General features: G+C 55.3%; 21 protein-coding genes and 1 riboswitch. Of the genes, 12 read left to right on the top strand and 9 right to left on the bottom strand.

The genetic code is table 11. The annotated features are described in order from the left end of the window. Positions 1-37: 37 nt before the first annotated feature. The gene (locus QT230_RS09835; RefSeq protein WP_308321498.1) at positions 38-1,156 is read left to right on the top strand and encodes an alkene reductase; all 1,119 of its coding nucleotides are present in this window, start codon (positions 38-40) and stop codon (positions 1,154-1,156) included. A gap of 67 nt (positions 1,157-1,223) precedes the next feature. On the opposite strand, the gene aguA is transcribed toward QT230_RS09835, so the two are convergent. From aguA to QT230_RS09820, 3 genes are all read right to left on the bottom strand, one after another. Beyond that, positions 1,224-2,354 (bottom strand): agmatine deiminase, encoded by a 1,131-nt coding sequence (aguA, locus tag QT230_RS09830; protein WP_308321497.1) that lies wholly within the window; start codon positions 2,352-2,354, stop codon positions 1,224-1,226. Then, on the bottom strand, positions 2,351-3,697 hold the full coding sequence (locus QT230_RS09825; RefSeq protein ID WP_308321496.1) for a Na+/H+ antiporter NhaC family protein: 1,347 nt from the start codon (positions 3,695-3,697) through the stop codon (positions 2,351-2,353). The genes aguA and QT230_RS09825 overlap by 4 nt, the downstream gene beginning before the upstream one ends. Before the next feature lie 75 nt (positions 3,698-3,772). Further along, a complete protein-coding gene (locus QT230_RS09820) occupies positions 3,773-5,173 on the bottom strand; it encodes an aminotransferase (protein WP_308321801.1) in 1,401 nt (466 codons plus the stop codon). 160 nt (positions 5,174-5,333) lie between these two features. On the opposite strand from QT230_RS09820, the gene QT230_RS09815 reads away from it, so the two are divergent. Beyond that, positions 5,334-6,581, top strand: a complete 1,248-nt coding sequence (locus QT230_RS09815; RefSeq protein WP_308321495.1) for a M20 family metallo-hydrolase — start codon at positions 5,334-5,336, stop codon at positions 6,579-6,581. After that, on the top strand, positions 6,578-8,077 hold the full coding sequence (locus QT230_RS09810) for an aldehyde dehydrogenase (RefSeq protein WP_308321494.1): 1,500 nt from the start codon (positions 6,578-6,580) through the stop codon (positions 8,075-8,077). The genes QT230_RS09815 and QT230_RS09810 overlap by 4 nt, the downstream gene beginning before the upstream one ends. 4 nt (positions 8,078-8,081) lie before the next feature. On the opposite strand, the gene QT230_RS09805 is transcribed toward QT230_RS09810, so the two are convergent. Next, positions 8,082-8,927, bottom strand: coding sequence for a LuxR C-terminal-related transcriptional regulator (locus QT230_RS09805; protein WP_308321493.1), 846 nt, complete (start codon positions 8,925-8,927; stop codon positions 8,082-8,084). A 216-nt stretch (positions 8,928-9,143) separates the two neighbouring features. On the opposite strand from QT230_RS09805, the gene QT230_RS09800 reads away from it, so the two are divergent. After that, positions 9,144-9,611 carry a TspO/MBR family protein gene (locus QT230_RS09800; RefSeq protein ID WP_308321492.1) on the top strand — a complete coding sequence of 156 codons (468 nt, stop codon included), beginning with the start codon at positions 9,144-9,146 and terminating at the stop codon, positions 9,609-9,611. On the opposite strand, the gene QT230_RS09795 is transcribed toward QT230_RS09800, so the two are convergent. Both QT230_RS09795 and QT230_RS09790 read right to left on the bottom strand, forming a co-directional pair. Then, positions 9,565-11,154, bottom strand: a complete 1,590-nt coding sequence (locus QT230_RS09795) for an ABC-F family ATPase (protein ID WP_308321491.1) — start codon at positions 11,152-11,154, stop codon at positions 9,565-9,567. The genes QT230_RS09800 and QT230_RS09795 overlap by 47 nt on opposite strands. 94 nt (positions 11,155-11,248) lie before the next feature. After that, a complete protein-coding gene (locus tag QT230_RS09790; RefSeq protein WP_308321490.1) occupies positions 11,249-12,103 on the bottom strand; it encodes a CbiX/SirB N-terminal domain-containing protein in 855 nt (284 codons plus the stop codon). 81 nt (positions 12,104-12,184) lie between these two features. On the opposite strand from QT230_RS09790, the gene QT230_RS09785 reads away from it, so the two are divergent. Then, positions 12,185-12,757: a gamma-glutamylcyclotransferase gene (locus QT230_RS09785; RefSeq protein ID WP_308321489.1), complete on the top strand. Its 573-nt coding sequence runs from the start codon at positions 12,185-12,187 to the stop codon at positions 12,755-12,757. 5 nt (positions 12,758-12,762) lie between these two features. On the opposite strand, the gene QT230_RS09780 is transcribed toward QT230_RS09785, so the two are convergent. The 3 genes from QT230_RS09780 to QT230_RS09770 form a co-directional block, all read right to left on the bottom strand. Then, positions 12,763-13,290 carry an HPP family protein gene (locus tag QT230_RS09780; RefSeq protein ID WP_308321488.1) on the bottom strand — a complete coding sequence of 176 codons (528 nt, stop codon included), beginning with the start codon at positions 13,288-13,290 and terminating at the stop codon, positions 12,763-12,765. Positions 13,291-13,482: 192 nt separating this feature from the next. Further along, positions 13,483-13,779, bottom strand: coding sequence for a YciI family protein (locus QT230_RS09775; protein WP_308321486.1), 297 nt, complete (start codon positions 13,777-13,779; stop codon positions 13,483-13,485). Positions 13,780-13,800: 21 nt separating this feature from the next. Further along, the gene (locus QT230_RS09770) at positions 13,801-14,094 is read right to left on the bottom strand and encodes a hypothetical protein (protein WP_308321799.1); all 294 of its coding nucleotides are present in this window, start codon (positions 14,092-14,094) and stop codon (positions 13,801-13,803) included. A 207-nt stretch (positions 14,095-14,301) separates the two neighbouring features. Here QT230_RS09770 and QT230_RS09765 point away from each other — a divergent pair, with 207 nt between their 5' ends. From QT230_RS09765 to QT230_RS09735, 7 genes are all read left to right on the top strand, one after another. Beyond that, positions 14,302-15,972, top strand: a complete 1,671-nt coding sequence (locus tag QT230_RS09765) for an isovaleryl-CoA dehydrogenase (protein ID WP_308321484.1) — start codon at positions 14,302-14,304, stop codon at positions 15,970-15,972. 85 nt (positions 15,973-16,057) lie between these two features. Further along, a riboswitch (glycine riboswitch) is annotated at positions 16,058-16,159 on the top strand. Positions 16,160-16,326: 167 nt separating this feature from the next. Then, positions 16,327-17,589, top strand: coding sequence for a D-amino acid dehydrogenase (locus QT230_RS09760; protein ID WP_308321483.1), 1,263 nt, complete (start codon positions 16,327-16,329; stop codon positions 17,587-17,589). A 171-nt stretch (positions 17,590-17,760) separates the two neighbouring features. Next, positions 17,761-18,798 carry a TRAP transporter substrate-binding protein DctP gene (gene dctP, locus QT230_RS09755; RefSeq protein WP_308321482.1) on the top strand — a complete coding sequence of 346 codons (1,038 nt, stop codon included), beginning with the start codon at positions 17,761-17,763 and terminating at the stop codon, positions 18,796-18,798. Positions 18,799-18,893: 95 nt separating this feature from the next. Continuing rightward, positions 18,894-19,385: a TRAP transporter small permease gene (locus tag QT230_RS09750; RefSeq protein WP_308321481.1), complete on the top strand. Its 492-nt coding sequence runs from the start codon at positions 18,894-18,896 to the stop codon at positions 19,383-19,385. A 66-nt stretch (positions 19,386-19,451) separates the two neighbouring features. After that, on the top strand, positions 19,452-20,726 hold the full coding sequence (locus QT230_RS09745; RefSeq protein WP_308321479.1) for a TRAP transporter large permease: 1,275 nt from the start codon (positions 19,452-19,454) through the stop codon (positions 20,724-20,726). Between the two features lie 65 nt (positions 20,727-20,791). Next, complete coding sequence (locus QT230_RS09740; RefSeq protein WP_308321477.1) at positions 20,792-21,553, top strand: M15 family metallopeptidase; 762 nt, start codon at positions 20,792-20,794, stop codon at positions 21,551-21,553. Positions 21,554-21,817: 264 nt separating this feature from the next. Then, a complete protein-coding gene (locus tag QT230_RS09735; RefSeq protein ID WP_308321476.1) occupies positions 21,818-22,579 on the top strand; it encodes an SDR family NAD(P)-dependent oxidoreductase in 762 nt (253 codons plus the stop codon). Positions 22,580-22,636 lie beyond the last annotated feature (57 nt).

The following is a 22,636-nucleotide window of genomic DNA, read 5'->3' as shown; positions in this document are numbered from 1 at the left end:
TACTATTTCATCGAAGCATTCAAAAGGAGCTTAGTTGATGGCTTTCGAAACACTGTTTACTCCCACCCAGATGGGTAGCCTATCGATTCCTAACCGGGTGATCATGGCGCCGCTGACTCGTTCGCGTACGCCAGATAGCGTACCGGGCAAGATGCAGGAAGCTTATTACGGCCAGCGTGCGGGTGCGGGGCTGATTATTAGCGAAGCCACTAACATCTCCCCCACTGCCCGTGGCTATGTGTATACGCCTGGCATTTGGACAGATGAGCAGGAAGCTGGCTGGAAAGGCGTGGTGGACGCGGTACACGCTAAGGGTGGCCGCATTGCGCTGCAGCTGTGGCACGTTGGGCGTGTTTCCCATGAAATGGTTCAACCTGATGGTCAACAGCCCGTTGCGCCGAGTGCGCTGAAAGGTGAAGGCGCCCAGTGTTTCGTCGAGTTTGAAGATGGCACCGCAGGCCAGCACCCTACCAGCACACCACGAGCGCTGGAAACCGATGAGATTCCCGGCATCGTAGACGACTACCGCCAGGCGGCTGTGCGCGCCAAGCGGGCCGGTTTCGATATGGTCGAAGTCCACGCCGCTAACGCTTACCTGCTGAACCAGTTCCTGGCCACCGGCACCAACCAGCGTACCGACCAGTACGGCGGTTCATTAGAAAACCGCGCCCGCTTCCCGCTGGAAGTGGTCGACGCAGTGATTGAAATTTATGGCGCTGACCGGGTCGGCATTCGCATGACGCCGTTTATCGAACTGTTTGGCCTGATCGACGATGAGCCAGAAGCGATGGCGTTCTACATGGCCGAGCAGTTGTCAAAGCGCGGCCTTGCCTATCTGCATCTTAACGAACCCAACTGGGCCGGTGGTGATATCACCTTCCCTGACGGTTTCCGCGAGCAGATGCGCAAGCGTTTTAGCGGCAGCCTGATCTACTGCGGTAATTACGATGCCGAGCGCGCTGAAGCCCGCATTAGTGAAAACACTGCGGATGCGGTTGCTTTCGGACGCCCCTATATTGCCAATCCTGATTTACCGGAACGCTTCCGCGTTAGCGCACCGCTCACCGAGCCCAGCCATGAAACCTTCTACGGCGGCGATGAGAAGGGCTACACCGATTATCCGTTTATGGATAATGGCTATGACCGCATCCAGTAATAGCCAAATATAACCCCCCGCGCCCTGTTCAGCCTGTGACTGAACAGGGCGTTTTTCCTGCGAAACGCTACACGCGTGGTTGCTGCTGAGTAATGCAGTGAATATTCCCACCACCAAGCAGTATTTCCCTTGCCGTAACGCCGATCACCCTCTTCGTGGGAAATAACCGGGATAGAATGCCTTTAGCCTGTTCATCGTAACGAGGATCCAGCAAGGGCATTACAATGACCGAGTTACTAATATAAAAGTTGACGTAAGAGCCTGCCATGCGATCCCCAGGTAACCGGGGATGCGAGCTGTTCAGGCGATCAATCCCACTGGCTTCATCGTCGGCAATATGGAGCGGGCCTGGCTGCGGAAGTTTATGAATCGTGAGCCGCCTGCCTTGAGCATCCGTGGCATTTTCCAGCACGCGCAATGCTTCCCGACAAATAGCGCCCTGGGGATCCTGCTCATCCTCACACCACGTTAGCGCCACATGGCCAGGCGCAATAAAGCAGCACAGGTTATCCACGTGGCCATCGGTCTCGTCGAGATAGCAGCCACGCGGTAACCAGATGATGTGACTGACGCCTAAATACTCCTGCAGCCAGTGTTCGATCGTGGCGCGGCTCATCTCCGGATTACGGTTAGGATTCAGCAAGCACTCTTCTGTGGTGATAAGCGTACCTTCACCATCCACATGAATGGCTCCTCCTTCTAATACGAGTGGGGCTTCGAAGCGCGGAATACCCAGCATCTCACTGATTTTACAGCGAATCCGCTTATCTTTGTCCCATGGGAAGTAGAGCCCCTCCTTCAACCCGCCCCAGGCATTGAACTCCCAGTCCACCACGGCGAGCCGCCCATCGGGGTGAGTTATAAAGGTGGGCCCGACATCGCGCATCCAGGCATCATTGCTGGACAGCTCAACCACCCGAATATGCGCAGGCAGCTGATTGCGGGCATTTTCATACTGCTCATCATTGACACCCACAAAGACCGTCTCACTCTCGGCAATCGCTAGCGCTACATCGACAAAGGCTTGCTGGGCGGGTTTTGCGCCATAGCGCCATGTATCTGGGCGCTGGGGCCACAGCATCCAGCAGGCAGCATGGGGGGCAAACTCCGCCGGCATCGAAAAGCCCAACGTTTTGGGTGTTGCCTCGCCCGTCAGAGAGTCGGTGGCAGTTGCAGGTATGCTAGTGTCGTGTTTCATATATTTCCCACCACTATAAAGAAGCCAGTGGCCACGCCAGCGGCTATTAAGACATAGGGAAGTTGCGTTAACGCATGGGCCATTGGCGTACACCCCGCCCCTTGGGCAGAAAGTACTGTTGAATCACCGTAAAAGCAGGCGTGGCTGCCGAAGGCACTGGCGGAGATTAAAGCCCCCACAACGAGCGGCATATGCGCATCCATACTACTGGCAAGCGGTAATACGATAGGCATCGCCACGGCAAACAGTCCCCAGAAGGAGGCGGTCGCAAAAGCGAGAAAGGCCATGGTGACGAAGACAACCGCCGGTAGCATACCCGCGGTCATTAAAGGCTGAACACTCTCGATCACATAGTTGGTTAAGCCAAGTAGGTCATTCACCTCCTTAAGCACAAACCCAGCCACCAGCGTGCCGAGTGGCATAATCATGGCTTTGAAACCATCCAGCGCGGTGTCAAACGTATCGTTAAAGCTTAACAGCCGTTGCACCGCGATAAGCACTAGCGTCACTGCAAGCGCCACAATCACGCCGCGCAGCACATCAATCTCAAAATACCAGGTGAAGAAAATCAGCGTCGCAATGGGAAGCAGAAAATTGAGCAGATGAGGGCGTTTTTTGCCTGTGTCTTCTATTTCCAGCGCGCTGTCGTCAACGCCATCTGGTTGCGGCTGGCCAGCTTCAGCACGGGCCTCAGCTGTTCGCATCGGGCCAAGGTTGGGGATAATGCCCAATGCCACCAAGGGCACCAGCGCCGCCGCTATCCAAGCGTAAAACATAAACGGTATGGCTTGGATGTACAGCTCCATGCCGTTACCAGCGACATTGTTCTCTTCCAGCAAACCTGCAAAGAACACAGCCCAGGTGGAAAAGGGTACAAGAATACAGATTGGCGCAGCGGTGGAATCAACGATATACGCTAACTTCTCGCGGGATATGTTAAAGCGATCAGTGACTTTCTTCATGGAAGCGCTAATGGTCAGCGCATTGAGATAGTCGTCGACAAAAATTATTAGTCCCAGCCCCCAGGTAGCTAACAAGCTTTGTCGACGGGTATGGATGCGTCGGGTAACGGCATCACCAAAACTTAACACGCCGCCCGTTTTTACCAGCAAGGCAATCAAGCTACCAAATAGCCCGCATACCAGAATAATCCACGTCACCGTGTCATTACCCAATACCGATAGCAGTATATCCGACCCTTGGGTAATAACATTGAGAGGTTGAAACATTAATAAGCCTACCAACGCCCCAGACAACAGGGACTCAATCGTGCGCCTGGTAATAATCGCCATGACTAAAACCACTAGCGTGGGTATAAGGCTTAAAACTCCATACTCTTCCATTGGTTATACCTCTTTATCGTTGTAGTAGATCACTACTCAAGACGGGCGCTAACGCCCGTCCCTAATAGCAAGTGCTTATAGATAACCATCCGCTTTGAGAGAGCGCGTGGTGGCGGCAAAAGCGTCATCAAGAATCGCGACGACTTCATCCACGACTTGGCGCGTCCAGATCAAGGGCGGAGAAATGATATTGAGATGGCCGACGGGTCGAATTATTAAGCCTCGCTTCTGTGCTTCAGCCGCCACGCGGTCACCCACGCGTGCTTCCACTGGGAGCAACTCCTTGGTCGTTTTATCTGCCACATTTTCAATCGCCATCATGAAATGGCTGCCACGTATATCGCCTACCGTTTCATGAGAGGCGAGGGTTTTGAGCTGTGACTCAAGATAAGGGCCAACATCTAAAACATTTTCACAAATGCCTTCGCGTTCAATGATTTCGATATTTTTTAACGCTGCAGCACAACTAACGGGATGCCCTGAGTAGGTGAATCCAGTGCTCAACACCCCGCCCGGGCCTTGAGGGGTGCTGAGTACCTCATAAAGGTTGTCAGATATCAGCGTTGCCCCCAGTGGGGCATATCCAGATGAAAGCCCTTTTGCCACGTTGATAATGTCGGGCTGGGTTTCAAACACGGCTTCTGAAGCAAAGAAATGCCCTAAACGACCGAAGCCCGTCACCACTTCATCAGCAATAAACAGAATATCGTTGGCACGGCATATGGCCTGTACGCGGGAGTGATACCCCTGCGGTGCCACCAATACGCCGCCCGCGCCCATAATGGGCTCAGCAATGAAGGCTGCTATGTTATCTGCCCCTAGCCGGTCAATGGTCTGCTCAAGTTCATCGACCAGGTGATCACAGTACCCGGCCTCACTCATCCCCTCTGGACGGCGATAGCAGTTGGCTTCGCTCAAATGTGTCACCAGATCAAGCGTATCGAACTGCCAGTTATTGCTGGCAATACCGGTCAGGCTCGCCGCCATGTAGGTAGTGCCGTGGTAGGCATTGGTGCGCGACAAGATCCGCTTTTTCGAAGGCTTGCCCAAGCGATTGAAGTAGTAATGCACAAGCCGGATGGTGGCATCGTTTGCCGCTGATCCGCCGCAGCTATAAAACACATGGTTCAAGTGGGCAGGCGCAAGCTCGGCCAGCTTGGCAGCCAGCTCAGTGGCCGGGGCATTGGATAGGTTATTAAACGTGGAAAAGTAGGCCATGCGAGTGGCTTGCTCGGCCATCGCCTGGCCAATTTCGGCACGGCCGTGGCCCACATTGACACACCACAGGCCTGCAATCCCATCGATAAAGCGATTGCCGTGTACATCTTCGACATAGATGCCATCACTGTCGGTAATCAAGTCACAGCCTTTTTCGTGGAACAAGCTGAAGTCGGTGAAGGGGTGAATAAAGTGATTTTTATCTTTTTGCCAAAGGTCTTGCGCGTCGTAAGAGGCTTGCGCCTGTTGCTGAGTCATCATTATGCCCTCGCTTATTAGGAAGCCGTTGTAGAGGTGGCTTCACAGGCTAGCGGGGAAAACAGTGCCGGGAATATATCCCGATTGGGGTATATCGGCTGCGCGGAAGGCCGCCTAAGGTGGATCTCCTTAACCCAACAAACACAACAGGAGATACGCCATGCAAGTTTCCATTGATGCCCAGCGATTATGGTCAAGTTTAATGGCGATGGCTGAGATCGGCGCTACCCCCAATGGCGGCAGCAACCGCTTGGCACTGACACCCGAAGATACTGCCGGTCGGCAGCTATTGATTGAGTGGTGCGCCGACATTGGCTGTCACGTTCGCAGTGATGCAGTGGGCAATCTTTTTTTTCGTCGACCCGGCGCACGTGACGATCTGGCGCCCGCCGCTGTCGGCAGCCACCTGGATACCCAGCCGAAAGGTGGCCGCTTCGACGGCGTGCTGGGGGTTCTCGCGGGTCTGGAAGTGTTTCGCACCCTGCACGATCACCAAATCGTTACCGAGCGACCACTGGAACTGATCGTTTGGACGAACGAAGAAGGCAGCCGTTTTGCCCCCGCGATGGTGGCTTCTGGTACCTATGCGGGGGTGTTTACTGTGGATGAGACCCTAGCTCGCCAGGACGAACAGGGGGTCAGTTTTGGACAGGCCCTTGAGGAGACAGGCATGAAGGGCAGCCTGCCTATTGGCGAGCCTCGGTTAGCCAGCTTTCTGGAACTGCATATCGAACAGGGGCCGGTGCTTGAAGAGGAGGGCTTAGATATCGGTGTGGTCACCGGGGTGCAAGGGATGCGCTGGTTTGATCTGACGATTGAAGGCAACGCAGCTCATGCGGGCACTACCCCCATGGCATATCGTCATGACGCCCTCGCCGCTGCCGCCCGGCTCATTGATCGTCTATACGCCATCGCCGCCGCCGACACCAGCGGTGACAGCAAGGTGACCTTTGGCTGTCTGGAGATCGATACGCCTTCTCGCAACGTGATTCCTGCCCAGGTCACCATGACTGTCGATCTTCGTCATGTGCACGACGATCAGCTAGACGCGCTGGAGGCCCGCTTTTATACCGAGCTAGATGCCTTGGTAGAGACCTTTGGTGTCGTGGTATCGCCGCAACGCCTCTGGAACTCCCCAATGGTCGCATTTAACGAGCAGTGTATTGCGTCCATCGAACAGGCGACAAGGACACGCGGCATTGCTTACCGCCGAATGCTCAGTGGTGCGGGCCACGATGCGGTGAATGTGGCACGGGTGGCTCCCACCGCAATGATCTTTATTCCCTGTCGCGATGGCATTAGCCATAACGAAGCCGAGTACTCAACGCCTGAGCAGTGTGCACTTGGCGCCCAAGTGCTTTGCGACGCGCTACTGCATAATGCTAACTACCTTGAGGTTACCCAATGAGTACAACTGTCCCCACGAACCAGTCCGAGTGGCAATCACTGGCAGACACGCTCTCCTTTGAAACCCGCGCCTATATCAACGACACCTTTGTCGATGCGCAGCGCGGCGCCACCCTATCTACGGTGAACCCAGCCACCGGCGAGGTGTTAGCCAAGGTCGCCAGCTGTGATGACGCTGATGCCGAGCTCGCTACTCATGCTGCTCGGCAGGCCTTTGATCGAGGAGAGTGGTCGCGACGCGCGCCAGGTCAGCGCAAAGCCACGTTGCTTGAACTTGCGGCGTTAATGCAGGCCCATAGACACGAGCTTGCGCTGCTAGACACTCTGGATATGGGGAAACCGATTACCAGTGCGCTGGGGGATATTGACGGCGCCATCGGCTGCCTGCGCTATACCGCCGAAAGTATCGATAAGCTTTACGGTGAGGTGGCCCCGACGGACAACCATCACCTCGGTTTGATTGTGCGCGAGCCACTCGGGGTAGTGGTATCCATCGTCCCCTGGAACTTCCCACTAATGATGACCGCCTGGAAGATTGCACCGGCATTGGCGGCCGGTAACAGCGTTATTCTCAAGCCCTCAGAAAAATCGCCGTTATCGGCGCTACGCCTTGCTCAACTAAGCCAACAAGCAGACCTGCCCGCAGGGGTGTTTCAAGTACTCCCCGGCTATGGTCATACCGTAGGTAAAGCGCTGGCCCTGTCGATGCAGGTCGACTGTCTCGCTTTTACCGGCTCCACCCAAGTGGGTAAACAGCTCATGCAGTACGCGGGCCAGTCCAACTTGAAACGCGTTTATCTGGAGTGCGGCGGCAAAAGCCCCAACATCATCTTTGCCGACTGCAAAAATCTAGACGTCGCAGCTCAGCACGCCGCCGCTGCCATTTTTCATAACCAAGGTGAAGTCTGTATCGCCGGCTCGCGGCTATTGGTGGAAAACCGCATTCGCGATGCCTTCGTTGAGAAAGTGGTGGACGCTGCTGCCGCCATGCAACCAGGCGATCCACTCGACCCGCAGAGTTTTATGGGGGCGATGGTGGATGACACTCAATACCAGCGGGTGCTTGATTATATCCACTTGGGGCAGGAAGAGGGTGCCACGCTACGTACCGGCGGACAGCCATTAGATAGCCCTGGGCTGTTTATTCCTCCCACCGTGTTTGACGATGTCACCCCGGCCATGACCATAGGTCGCGAGGAGATCTTCGGACCGGTGCTGTCGGTTTTTGGCTTCGAGACCGAAGAAGAAGCATTGGCGCTTGCCAATGACAGCGACTACGGCTTGGCTGCCGCCGTCTGGAGCCAGGACATTGATCGTATTATGCGCGTTTCACGCAAACTGCACTCCGGGCAAGTCTACGTTAATAACTGGGCTGGCCCGGACATGACAGTGCCATTCGGTGGGGTAAAACAGTCTGGAAATGGGCGGGATAAATCACTGCACTCCATTGACGAATATACGGAGATCAAGACCATCTGGATGGCGCTACAAACCTAGCGCCTTAACCTCTCAACTGCCGGGAAATGAGCGCCACGTGCTCAAGAAATAGCTGGAACAACTGCGATTGACTAGAAACATTCAGACGCTGGTAAATATGCTTGCGGTGTACCTTCACAGTGCCATCACTGATATCCAGCTCTCGGGCCGCCGATTTAGTGGAGTGCCCCGCGAGCAACAGACGAACGATCTCTTGTTCACGTGCCGTTAAAACCTCTCGACCGAAGCTGGCGAAGGCAGCTTCCACTGGGGCGTACTTTTCCAGTGTGGGCTGGAAGAGGGCGCCCTGCCATTTCCAGAACTCCATTAACAAGGTTTCGATCATCGGCTCCACATTCTTCAGCACCTGCAGCGCACGCCGCTTCAAGGGCGCTTCTGCCTGAAAACCCAGCGATACCACCATCAAAACATCATCCCCCACACGTGCGAAGAGACCCACTTCATCCGCCAAACCTAACCCACGATAATAGTGGGCATAATAGTCACTGGCTTCAAAACGATCAGGGGCTAGCTCCCGCAAACGGTGCACTCCGCTATCCAGACCACCACTCATAGCGGTAAAAAAAGGATCCAATAAATACGCCCCGCTGAGGTAGCGATCTATCGCTTGGGGGCGATGTTCTGGCGAGTAATTATCATGAATCAGAAGTGGCCTGTGACGCCCTTTGTAGGTATTGATCAGAATCGTATCGAAACCGGTTATCGCACGCAGCACTTGCTCCAGGCGTAAGGGGAAATCGCGCTGCCCCGATGAACTTACTAAGATCGCCATATGCCGATGCCAAGCAGCACTTCCCGCACTTGCCAGAAAGGTACTATCGATATCATCGGTTGTTGAGCAGTATTTCATGAGCAGCGCTTCATTAGGTTGTTTGACAAAACAATACTGCCTTGCGCGAACACGGTAAACTCAGACAATACCATTGACCGATTGCTTTCAGTAATGGCTTTGTGTTTAGCACATTAGATAAACGCTGCTAGGCTATTGATTCTTTCGTTTGAACATACAGGTAATGAATGCTTGCTTCGCTATTAGCGCTGCTGGTGTCTCTACTGCTCGTCGGCCATGCCGCCACGACTGGGTGTGCGCTTTCGGCCTGATGGTTGGCTCCGCGAACTAAGTAAGCCAAGCTGGACGCCACCGAATATCGCTTTCCCTATCGCTTGGGGCATACTGTATCTATTGATGGCGATCGCCGCATGGCGCATCTACATAGCTGACGAGTCGGCTTGGCGAACGGCAAGCTTAGCGGTTTGCGCGCTGCAGCTTTTAGCCAATGCGGCGTGGTCGTGGCTGTTTTTTTGGAAGCGAAACCGCAACACGGATCCTGAAAAACTCGGCAACCGAAATAACAGCGCAACCAGCCGATGGTCGTGTTCGTTGATCTTGCCAAACAGGCCGTTGAGATTTTCCAGGGCGAGCTACTCGATGCTGATCGAAAGCCCGCCACAAATGCGACCTATCAACGCGTCATCGGTTAGGCCGTTTACACAACGCCCTGGCTGCGCAGATAATCATCATAGCTGCCGCTAAAATCGACAATGCCATCAGGCTGCATATCAATAATGCGTGTGGCCAACGATGAAACAAACTCACGGTCGTGGCTGACAAACAGCAGCGTGCCGGGATAGTTCTCCAAGGCTAGGTTTAATGCCTCGATAGACTCCATATCCAAGTGGTTGGTCGGCTCATCCATCAACATGACGTTGGGCTGAGTAAGGATTAACTTACCGAACAGCATGCGCCCTTGCTCACCACCGGAAATCACCTTCACTGACTTGCCGATATCATCACTGGAAAACAGCATGCGCCCCAGAGCGCCGCGAACCACCTGTTCGCCACCTTGCGTCCATGCCGACATCCACTCAAACAGCGTGGCATCGACGGCAAAATCGTCGCTGTGATCCTGGGCGAAAACGCCCACTTCAGCGGCTTCCGTCCACTTCACTTCGCCCGCATCCGGGTGCAGCTCGCCTGCTAACGTTTTCAGCAACGTGGTTTTACCAATGCCATTGGGGCCGATAATCGCAATCCGCTCACCGGCTTCTACGGTCATGGAGAGACGCTCGAACAGCGGCTTTTCACCATCATAACTCTTGGTAATGCCATCCACATTAACGGCGTTGCGGTGTATCTTCTTGGCCTGATCAAAGCGGATAAAGGGGCTAACCCGGCTGGATGGCTTGATGTCTTCCAGTTTGATTTTATCGATTTGACGCGCTCGCGACGTGGCCTGTTTAGCCTTCGAGGCGTTGGCAGAGAAGCGGCTAACGAACTGCTGTAGCTCGGCAATCTGGGCCTTCTTCTTGGCGTTATCCGAGTGCTGACGTTCGCGGGCGGCGGTGGCAGCGGTCATGTAATCATCGTAGTTACCCGGGAACAGGGTAATTTCACCGTAGTCCAGATCCGCCATATGAGTGCAGACGCTATTCAGGAAGTGGCGGTCGTGGGAGATGATAATCATGGTACTGCTGCGCGCTTTAAGAATATCTTCCAGCCAGCGGATAGTGTTGATATCCAGGTGGTTGGTCGGCTCATCCAGCAGCAGTACATCCGGGTCTGAGAACAGCGCCTGGGCTAGCAGCACGCGCAGCTTCCAACCCGGCGAGACTTCGCTCATCGGGCCGGTATGCTGCTCAATGGGTATGCCCAGGCCCAGTAATAGCTCCCCCGCGCGGGGTTCAGCCGTGTAGCCATCGAGCTCGGCAAAGCGTACTTCCAAATCAGCGACGGCCATGCCGTCCTCTTCGCTCATTTCGGCTAGCGAGTAAATACGCTCGCGCTCGGCCGCGACTGACCAGAGCTCAACATTGCCCATGATGACGGTATCGATCACCCGCTCATTCTCAAACGCAAACTGATCCTGACGCAGCTTACCCAACCGTGTACTGCTATCCAGCATCACCTGGCCGGAAGAGGGCTCCAAATCGCCACCGAGAATTTTCATAAAGGTGGATTTGCCGCAGCCGTTCGCGCCAATCAGGCCGTAACGGTTACCGTTATTGAATTTAACGGAGACATTTTCAAACAGGGGCTTAGCCCCAAACTGCATGGTGATATTGGCGGTTGCGATCACAAAAAGGAGCCCGGTTATCTTACATTTACAATACGAAAGGCCCGCGATTCTACGCGCTATTGGGCGGGCATTCACCCATCACAAGCCATTGGTATTAGATGCGCGCCGGAAGCTCGAGTAGAAAACGTTCACCATCAATCGCTTGGCGCAGCCGCGAGTGCAAAATATCGACGATCCCTTGGTGTTCCCCCACCAGTTTCGTCGTGGTAACGGAAAGCTCTGGGTGCTGCTGTTCAGCGGCCGCACAAATCTCGGCGATATCGCCGCCCTCCCCGGCGTGGCGCCCCGGCGAAAGAAACAGCATCGCCAGTAGAACTGGTCCTGCCTTGAACTCGGGTGTCACTAGCAAGTTTTCCAACAGCGGCTCGTTAAAGCGGTATTCCTCGCCCTCGCGGCGCTCCATGGAGGCAGCAGCAACGCAGGCCACCTCTTCACCAAGCAGCACACTAAGCTGCCCCGCTAGGCGGTTACGCACGGCAGTAACGTCAGGAATCGGACTGCCGTGATCCACTAGCGCCACATGCGGCTTGGTACCTGACTGAATCTTGTCGCGCACATTGTCGGCCAGCAGATGGGCCAAACGCAGGTCGTTATCACCCAACTCATCCACCAAGGGCTGGGCTATACGCACTTTCACAAGGGGAAAGCGCTCTTGTAGCGTGGCCATACGTTCAGGCAGGTAGCCCGTCAGCGCTCTGCTAGGGCCGAAAAAGAACGGAAGTACGATAATCTCCGTTGCTCCCTGTTCGGCACTGCGCTCAGCGGCGGGGCCAAGAGTAGTGGCAGGTATGCCATCAACCTCTTCGGCTGGAATCTTGTTAGAGTGCAGCAGCGAAGCCGCCTGCACGCTTTTGCCAATCAGCTCGCTAAGCGAGGCCGCCACGCGGCGTAAATTCAGCGTTGCCTGGGGCCGCAGGGAGCCATTATCAACCAGAAAAATCGCGCGCATGTCTGTCTCCCAAGTGGTCGTCAGTGACATGATAAGATAGACGCTGAAACAAATATGCCGAGAACATGATGCTTGATACTGATGTTTGACACTACTGCCTTAAACCAGCAAAGAAACTTCTTCGAGGGCCATGCGGCTATCTGGCTGTTTGGCTACGGCTCGCTGATCTGGAAGGCCGATTTTGACTTCCTGGAGCGCCGCCCGGCTTATATTCAAGGCTGGGAACGGCGGTTTTGGCAGGCTTCCCACGACCATCGCGGCACCCCTGAAGCACCTGGGCGTGTAGCGACGCTGATCCGCGCCAAGGATTCGATTTGCCTCGGCATGGCCTACCGCATCACCCCTGAAGTGCTCGCCCCGCTGGATGTGCGGGAGAAGAACGGCTATTTGCGGGAAAAAGTACCGCTGACCTTTGTTGATGACAATGGCAACGGGACTGAACAGAGTGAAGGACTTATTTACCTGGCCAGCGATGACAACCCAGCTTTCCTGGGTGAGGCGCCGCTTGCCGAGATAGCCCAGCAGATTGCCAACGCCCATGGCCCCAGCGGCCCCAACCGCGAATACCTAGTCAATCTGGCCAAGGCGCTGCGCGAGCTAGGCGCCAAAGACGCCCATATTTTTGCCCTAGAGCAGCAGTTGAGCCGGTTTTAAAAACACTACCAGTAGAGTGGATAGCGACGGTGACGGGCAAGGTTATTGACCAGGATGGCGATTATCAGCATCACTACACTACCCGCACCGATTGGTAAAAGCGGATACCACCACCCCAATTGATGAACGCTGGCACCTCCGCCTACCGCAATCAGAGCCGCCGCGGCTCCCGGCGGGTGAACCGTGTGGGTTAGCTGCATGCCCAGCACCGACAGTGAGACGGCCAGAGCCATTGAGAGCGGTGTCGCCCCCAGCAGTTGGTAGCAAGCAACGCCAATACCGGCAGAGAGCATGCTGCCAAACAGCACATGACTGGGTTGAGCAAAGGGGCTCTCAGGTGCCGCATAGATAAGCACCGAGGTTGCACCGAAGGAGCCTACGATTAGCAGTTGTTGCGACAGCCAAGTCGAGCTTAACCAGCAAATGACCGCCATACCGGTAAAGGCACCGACCCATGACCAAAAAGCATCCTGCCAGCCTACCCGGGTGCGCTTAACTGGCTGCCCCCGCATCTTGCCAAGATAAGTTTTCATTGCACTCGCTTTGCACAAAATAAGTGCAAATGATGCCAAAATGCACCAAATAAGCAAATGACGATCCATCATATCTCTGATGAAACTGACTCAAGGGCAAATTAATTCAGGCTAGTCCCCAGGCGGACGATTATTTTTAAGCACAATTTTATAAACAAACCCCAGGCTCGTTCGTCATACTAGATAGAAGAGCTAAATAGAAGGATCAAACAGTTTAACTTCGCGTATATCGACCTGTTCCCAAACACGCTCTGTCATATAAGGCTCCTGCGCCAACCAAGCCTCTAAATCTTCTCGCGTGGCAAATCGGAAATGTGCATTAGAGCCGATCATTTTGCCTTCATCGTTCAATATCACCCCACCACTGACGAAATTACCCGAACGGTGGAGGGTACGCAGGCCTTCCAGGTGCGGCTCGCGACAAGCCAAGCGACGGCCCAAGGCGCCCTCATCCGTATAGTCGTAGGCTACTAACGCATATTGCTTCATTTACTACTCCTCACTGTGTGCCTACATCATCAACCATGAAAGAATAAACAGCCCCAACACGGTACGTACAATACCGCCTAGCAGCGAGCCGCGCAGAAACGCGCGCAAACCGCCCCATAGAATCAGCAGCCCGATCACTAAGACGGCAATGCTGAAAAACGAATCATTGATTCCCAGCGACCGAGTGAGGCCGTCGATAAAATCGCCGAACGCTCCAAAGAAGTTGGTAAAAATGCCTAATAGAAATTCAACCACCACACGGATAGTTTCGCCGATAGTTTCACCGATTTCGTCAAAGAACCCGTTTGCCTGCATCGCGTTTGCTTGCATTGATAGCACTCAATAATGAGAAAGATAAGCAGCATTGTCGGTTAAATACGCTAACTGAGCAAAGCAGCACAACATCCCGCTCCCCATCGCCCTCAATGGTTAGCGTCTTTCCTGCCAAGCAACTACTATGAGAACTATAAAACGTTCGTTTAAATAAACACAATTATCGCCTCTACGCGCTAGGTTCTTGCTATGACTCACTACTACCCACTTGCCGACCAACTACAAGCCAGCACCCATCAGGTGGAAAACCAGCCGCCGTCGCTGGAGAACGTCAACAGCTACACCTCTGATAAGGCCCTTCAGGAAGGCGTCAAGCGCGAAGGTGGCACTGACGACGCTTCACTCAAGGCGTTTGGCCAGTGGGCAGGCTCGTCTGAAGCCATCGCCCTGGGGTTTGACGCCAACCGCCACTCGCCACAGTTGGTCACCCACGACCGGCAAGGCCATCGGGTCGATTTGATCGAGTTTCACCCGGCCTATCACCAGCTAATGCAAACAGCGGTAGAGCAAGGCCTCCACGCCAGCCCCTGGCGAAACCCAGGGCCGGGCGCCCATGTTACACGCGCCGCCAACTACTATCTGAATACGCAGGTGGAAGCGGCTCACGGCTGCCCGATCACCATGACGTTCGCCGCCCTGCCCGCACTTCGCCATCAGCCTAGCTTGCTTGAACAATGGGGCGATAAGATCACCGCGCCTCACTACGACCCGCGCAACGTGCCCTATTTCGAAAAACAGGGCGTCACCCTTGGCATGGCAATGACCGAGAAACAGGGCGGCTCCGATGTGCGACTAAACACCACCCGCGCCTATCCGATTGATCAAGGCGGGCCGGGGGAAGCTTTTGAGCTGGTCGGGCATAAGTGGTTTGTCTCCGCGCCGATGTGCGACGCTTTCCTGGTGCTCGCCCAGGCGCCCGGCGGCTTGAGCTGTTTTTTGCTGCCGCGCTGGCGGCCCGACGGCACTAAGAACCCGCTGCATATCCAGCAGTTAAAACGCAAAATGGGCAACGTGGCGAATGCTTCCAGTGAGACGGAGCTACGCGGCGCCTTTGCCTGGATGGTGGGCGACGAGGGCCGCGGTGTGCGTACCATCATAGAGATGGTCGCCATGACCCGCTACGACTGCATGATTGGCTCCGCTGCCGGCATGCGCCAGGCCACCGCCCAGGCTATTCACCACGCCTCTCATCGCCATGCCTTCGGGGCGCGTTTGAGCGAACAGCCGCTGATGCAAAACGTGCTCGCCGATCTGGCCATCGAGAGTGAAGCCGCGACCACCCTGATGCTGCGCATGGCTCGAGCGATGGATCAGCAGGACAACGAGCACGAGCGCCTGCTTTCGCGAATCGCCACGCCCGTCGGCAAGTACTGGATCTGTAAGCGCACCCCCCACCACGCTTATGAAGCGATGGAGGTCATCGGCGGTAGCGGCGTCATGGAAACCCACATGATGCCGCGTCTGTTCCGCGAATCGCCCATCAACGCCATATGGGAAGGTAGTGGTAACGTTCAGTGCCTGGATATCCTGCGCGCGATTGAAAAGCAGCCCGAGGTGCTCGACGCCTACTTTGCCGAACTCGCCAAGGCACAAGGCGCTGATGCGCATCTAGACCGCTTTATTCACCAGTTACAGCAGCAAATGCAGGATACCCAAGCGCTTCAATACCGCGCCCGCCAGTTGGCGGATGGTATGGCCCTGGCGTTGCAAGGCGCCCTGCTGGTACAGCACGCTCCCGCTTATGTGGCCGATGCGTTCTGCGCCGGACGGCTGGCTGAACGAAACGGCCTCAGCACCGGCACGCTACCCACCGGGCTTGATTGCGCGGCGATCATTGCGCGTGCCCGGCCCTTTGAGTGAGGCCGTTGGAATAAGCGTTCACGACGTTGGTAGACTTCTATCGTATAGCTGATAACGTTAAAAACCAGTACGATTAATAAATAACTAGGTAATAGCGGGAGAGCTTGGCGCATCTCACAAGGATGGCGCCAGCGCCGAAGGAGCAACTGCCCCGGAAACTCTCAGGCAACCGGACCGCTATTGCCCTCACTTTCCGAAGAGCGGCTGATGACTGCGTCACTCAGCCCACCGAAGGAGCAAGCGCGCCCCACAGGGTACGCGAATCTCTCAGGTTCCATGACGGAAGGGGTACGCCCAGCAGCATTTACGCCGTTAGGTGGGATTCCCCGACGCTCATGAAAACCGGAGAGAGTTATGCAACGCATTGCCGTTATCGGTGGTGGTATCACCGGCATTACCAGCGCCTACGCCCTGGCCAAACGTGGCTATGAGGTCACTGTCTTTGAAAAGCATCGCTACGCCGCGATGGAGACGTCATTTGCCAATGGCGGTCAGCTTTCAGCCTCTAACGCGGAAGTGTGGAACCACTGGCCGACCGTGATCAAAGGCCTGCGTTGGATGCTCAGAAACGACGCCCCGCTGTTAGTCAATCCCCGCCCGAGCTGGCACAAGCTCAGTTGGTTTGGCGAGTTTATCGCCTCCATTCCGCGCTATTCCGCCAACACCACCGAAACCGCACGGCTGGCCATTGCCGCCCGCGAGCACCTGTTTCAGTGGGCCAAGGATGAGCAAATCGATTTCGATTTAAAGCAGAAAGGTATTCTGCATATCTACCGCGATAAAGCGGGCTATGCCCACGCCGCCAAGGTATCGCAACTGCTCAGCCAAGGCGGCCTTGAGCGACAGCCGGTGACGCCCGAGGAAATGCGCGCCATCGAACCTACTCTGGCAGGTAACTACTACGGCGGCTTCTTCACCGAAAGCGACGCCACCGGCGATATTCACAAGTTTACCCACGGCCTTGCGCAAGCCGCCGCACGTCGCGGCGTAACGCTTAAATATGGCCACAGCGTTCAGGATATCGGCGCGGACGAACAACACGCCTGGATCACTGCCGCGATTGAAGGCGAGGCTGACGGCGAACCCGTGCACGAAACCTTTGATAGCGTGGTGGTATGCGCCGGAGTTGGTAGCCGTGCCTTGGCCGCCAAGCTGGGTGACCGGGTCAATATCTATCCGGTCAAAGGCTACTCGATTACTGTGCAGCTCGATGACGCCGCCTCTCAACAGGCCGCGCCAACGGTCAGCCTGCTCGATGATGAAACCAAGCTGGTCACCAGCCGCCTTGGGGATGACCGCTTCCGTATCGCCGGCACCGCCGAGTTTAACGGCTTTAATCGCGATATCCGCGACAACCGCATCCGCCCGTTGATTCGCTGGGTGGAAGAGTGCTTCCCTGGCGTCAGCACCCGCCGCGTGGTGCCCTGGGCGGGCCTGCGCCCGATGCTCCCCAATATGCTGCCCAAGGTCGGCCCCGGCAAATTGCCCACGGTGTTCTACAACACCGGCCACGGCCACCTGGGCTGGACGCTCTCCGCTATTACCGCTGATATGTTGGCGGATGCGGTGGAGGCTAAAAACGCCCGCACTCAGCAAGCAGTCCAACCGCTAGCCTAGTCGCCAACACAACAACTACGCTTGCTGTGGGCCTCCGCCACGGTTCACAGCAAGCACGCCTTTAGGTATTGCATAGTCAACACCTCAATACATAATCTTATGTAGGCACTCCTTTCTAATAACACGCCTATAGCGCCTTCTAGCTCATGACAATAAACCAGGAGACTTACGATGCTTGCTCAACCTATGTTTACACCTAAACGACTCATTTCAGCTTGCCTGCTTGGCTCTGCTTTTATGGCAGGAAACACCCTTGCAGCCACCACGATTAATCTGAGTTACAACGGTGCCCCCGATCCCGAGAAGAATGCTGTCCACGTCTTTGCAGAGAACCTTAAAGCGTTGGTAGATGAGAAAACCGCCGGTGAGATCCAGCTTGAGCTCTACCCGAACAGCATGCTGGGCGAAGAGCAGGAGCGCATGGAGCAGACCATGAGCACACCAATGCTTAACGTGGCGTCTTTCGCAGGTGTCTCGCCTCTCGTTGATGAAATTTTCGTCAGCGCCATTCCGTTTCTGTTCGACGACTTTGAGGCGGCACGTAGCTTCTTCGATGAGGGTGAGTATTGGCAGGAAGTCAGCAGTGCTCTACAGGAGCGTGCCGGTATCGATATGCTGGCAGTTGTCGAAGAGGGGGGCTTCTTAGCGTTCACCAATAACGAAAGGCCGATCAGTCACCCTGACGACTTCGAAGGTCTCCGCTTCCGCGCCATGGATCCCAGCCAAGTAGCTCTCTACGAATCCTTCGGTGCCTCCGGCACGCCGATTCCCTGGACAGAAACCTACATGGCACTGCGCACAGGGGTGGCCGACGGCCAGATGAACCCGCCGATGTATATCATTCTGGGCAGTCTTTACGAAGTACAGGACTACCTGACGCTTGCCAATATCCAGTATTCCAACCAGTTCCTGGTAGGAAATAGCGAAATGATCGCTGGTTGGGGTGATGAACTTCGTAGCGCCTTCCAGGAAGCCGTCGCCGAAGCTAATCACAATGCCCGTGAGCACAACGAGGAGCAAGTCGATTCACGTATTGCCTACCTGGAAGAACAAGGTATGGAAGTGATTCGCCCTTCTGAAGAGGAGCTCACCGCTTTCCGCGAAATTGGTCAGCCTGCTTATCTGGAATGGCTCGAAGAGCGTGATATCGAGCAACGCTGGATCGATATGGCGCTGGAAGACGCGGGTATGAGCGAACTGCTCGACTAACGGGCTTTTCAACACTGTTGCAACCACAGGAGCTGGTACCTTACTGGCCCTCTATTTTCTGTGCTTAATGTTCTAGCGCTTCATGGAAGGCTGCCATGTTTCATACGCTTAGATCCCGGCTACTGGCTATTAGCCGCCCGGTTACTCTGACCCTGGCGGGCGCGCTGTTATCCCTCAACGTTGCGGCCATTCTATATGGTGTGTTTGCCCGCTATATCGCCGGTGGCGCGCCGATCTGGACAGATGAGCTGTCGCGTTTCTTAATCATCGCCACTGTGATGCTTGCGGCAGGAGCCGTTTGGTCGGAAGGTGGGCATATGCGCGTTGGGCTGTTAGAGAAACTGCTGCCCGCCCCCTTCGCTCGCTTGCTCAATGTGTACCAATGGTTGCTAACCCTGGTGATTGCAGTGGGGGGAGCATGGGTAAGCTATCGCTATGCGTTATCAGTCAGCATGTTTACTACGTCTGGGCTCGGCATTAGCCGCACGGTGCCACTCCTCTCGCTACCCATTGGCTTTTTGCTACTCGCTTGGCATGCGCTTCTCTATGGCCCCGCGCCGCTCAAGACCGTTGAGGACTTTCTATGAAGACCGTTGAGGACTCCTTATGAACACAGTTGAGGACTCTCTATGCAAAGCCGTTGAGGACTCCCTATGATTGCGACGATGCTAGCGGTTTTCTTAGGCCATGTACTACTTGGGCTGCCTCTGTTCATCGCACTGCTTACCACCGCGATAGTGGGTTTTCTGTTTGTCGACCCCTCGATGATTCCGCGTATGCTGCCTCAGCAATTCTTTAGCGGTATCAATGTGTTCTCCTTAATGGCTATCCCGCTGTTCATCTTCGCAGGCAACCTAATGAACGTCAGCGGCTTAACAGAGCGCTTGATGGGGTTCGCCCGCCTGATAGTGGGGCACTTACGGGGCGGTATGGGCCACGTCAATGTGGTGTCGAGCGTTTTCTTCGCAGGCGTTAATGGCTCAGCGGTGGCCGACACCTCGGCACTGGGGTCGCTGTTAGTGCCCGCCATGGAGAAGGAGGGCTACTCACGGGCCTTTGCCGCTGGTTTAACTGCTGGGAGCTCGCTGATCGGCCCGATTATTCCCCCCAGTATCTTTATGATTCTGTATGCCTCACTGACGAACACCTCAGTAGGTGATCTATTTATGGCAGGCGTCGTGCCCGGACTGCTGCTGGGTGTTGCCTTTATGGGCATGAACGCCTGGTATGCCTGGCGTCACCGATTGCCTAAAAGCTGTCAGTTGCCCTCGCTCATCCAGCTTGCGATAGCCTTCGTAGCCGCCCTGCCTGCACTTATCGCCCCCTTCATTATCGTTGCGGGTATCGTGCTGGGCTTTGTTACGCCTACTGAGTCGGGCGCTTTGACAGCGCTGTACGTGGCCCTATGTGGTTTTGTGCTGGGAGGGTTGCGTTTCAAGGAGTGTTGGCAAGCCATCCTTGATACGGCACGCTTAACCTCAGCGATCTTTTTGATCATGGCAGCCTCGGCCACGATTAGCTGGCTACTCTCTTATGCTCAAGTGCCCGCGCAATTTGTCTCCCTATTATCTCCTTACATAGATAACGCAATATTAATTCTACTGTTACTGAGTGCCATTACCTTTGTGACAGGTATGTTTATGGAGGAGGTGTCGGCATTGATGCTACTGACGCCTATCTTTGCGCCGGTGGCCATGATGGCGGGTATCGACCCCATCCATCTAGGCGTCATCATCACGCTGAACATTACTATTGCACTGATCACGCCACCATTAGGCGCCTGCGTGTTCGTGGCCGCCGCGGTCAGTCGACTAGAGATAGTGTCACTGTTCAGAACCATTTGGCCCTTTGTACTAACGGCGATAGCAGTGCTTATTCTATTAATCCTGTTTCCACCGCTGACGCTGTGGCTACCGACTCAGTTTTGATAACCAGTTTTAATAACCAGTTTTGCTAATGCTCTTCTTGAAGAACACTCTGCTTGGATAACATAATGCCTTTGAACACACTCTTAAAGGCTTTGCCGCCTATCCCCAGCCACCCAGCCCCCTGCTGGGAGCAGCTGCGCTGCGCGCCTATTAAAGATAACGGTGAACGCCTGGTACCGATGAGCCTCGCCCCGGCACCGGTCAGCGTGTTCCCCGCCTATGCGCGGCTTGGCATTCCGGGTGCGGTAGCGGAGTGTTTTGTTCGTGAGGGGGTTTATCGGGCGCTACTCGCTGCTGCACGCAGCTTACCCGACGGCATCGGTTTAATCGTACTGGACGGCTGGCGGCCATGGCGGGTGCAGCAGTACTTGTTTGATACCCTGCATGAAGCCATCCACCACCACCAACCCGACCTCAGTGAAGCGGAGTTACTGGAGCGCACAAGGGAGTTTGTCTCGGTACCCAGCCGTGACCCGTTAGCCCCCAGCCCGCACCTTACCGGCGGGGCGGTCGACGTCACGCTGTGTGATGCCGATGGCCTACCGCTGGATATGGGCACTCTATTTGACGAGGCAATTCCAGCCTCTCATAGCGACTATTTCGAGCATTTGGAAACGCTGAGCCCACAGCAACACAAGGCGCGGGATCACCGTCGCCTGCTCTATCACACCATGCAGCGGCAAGGCTTCACCAACCTGCCCAGCGAGTGGTGGCACTTCGATTACGGCGATCAATTATGGGCCTACTACGGGCAACACGGTCATGCGCATTATGGGGCTGCCGAGTTGGACACCATCGAGAATCGCTGGCGCAGGCAGTTGGGGTAATTATTACGTGCGGGTGGATAAGAAGCGGCAATAGCGGTATTCATAGCAGGCACCCTGTTTAATCCATTAGCAAATAGTGTGCTTGCCAGCCTAGTGAGTTTGATCCTTGAGGCTGTAGGGCCAGTCACAACACATCAACGGGACAGCGAATGTCACATCGGCTGTTGCTAACTGGCCCTAATGACTTGGGCCAACGTTGCTTACAGTGAAGCAACCATGGGCAATATCGCCCTATTAAGCATTAACTAACATGGAGATCGTGCAATGCCTAGCGTACTTATCACGGGAGCTACTTCGGGGTTTGGTAAAGCGGCAGCGCAGCGCTTTGCCAAAGCAGGATGGTCGCTGATTCTAACGGGCCGTCGTGAAGAGCGCCTAAAAGCACTGGAAGAGGAGCTCTCTCAGCAGGTGCCTGTGCTAACGCTGGCCCTCGATGTACGAGATAGTGACGCGGTCACTGACGCCATTAGCCAGCTGCCAGAAAGCTTTCTGCCGCTGACGTGTTTAATCAATAATGCGGGGTTAGCCCTAGCGCCGGAACCGGCGCAAAAAGTGGCGTTGGAAGATTGGCACACCATGATCGATACCAATATCACGGGCCTGGTCAACGTGACCCACGCGGCGTTGCCGCTGCTACTCAAAACTGGCAAGGGGGCGAGTATTCTGAATCTTGGCTCGGTGGCGGGGCAATGGCCGTATCCAGGCGGGCATGTGTATGGCGCCTCCAAAGCCTTTGTACAGCAGTTCAGCTACAACTTACGCTGCGACCTGCTCGGTACCGGTGTCCGTGTGACTGATCTTGCCCCCGGCCTTGCAGAAACAGAGTTCACCCTAGTTAGAACCAAAGGCGATCAGGCCGCCTCCGATGCGCTTTACCGAGGCACCACACCACTTCAGGCGGAAGATATTGCCGAGCAACTTTACTATCTGGCCACGCTCCCCGACCATATCAATATCAATCGTTTGGAAATCATGACCGTTCGTCAGGCGTGGTCAGCGTTCGCGATTGATCGCGACCCAGCTTAGGCCTGCTTCGCTGGTTTTACTATGCCACCCGTGGAAAGGCGATCACGCCCTTTGCAT

The sequence above is a fragment of the Halomonas sp. SpR8 genome (assembly GCF_031010195.1).
In the GTDB taxonomy this organism is placed as follows: Bacteria; Pseudomonadota; Gammaproteobacteria; order Pseudomonadales; family Halomonadaceae; genus Vreelandella.
The sequence above is the reverse complement of the archived record's forward strand: the minus strand, read 5'-3'. Positions and strand labels throughout refer to the sequence as shown.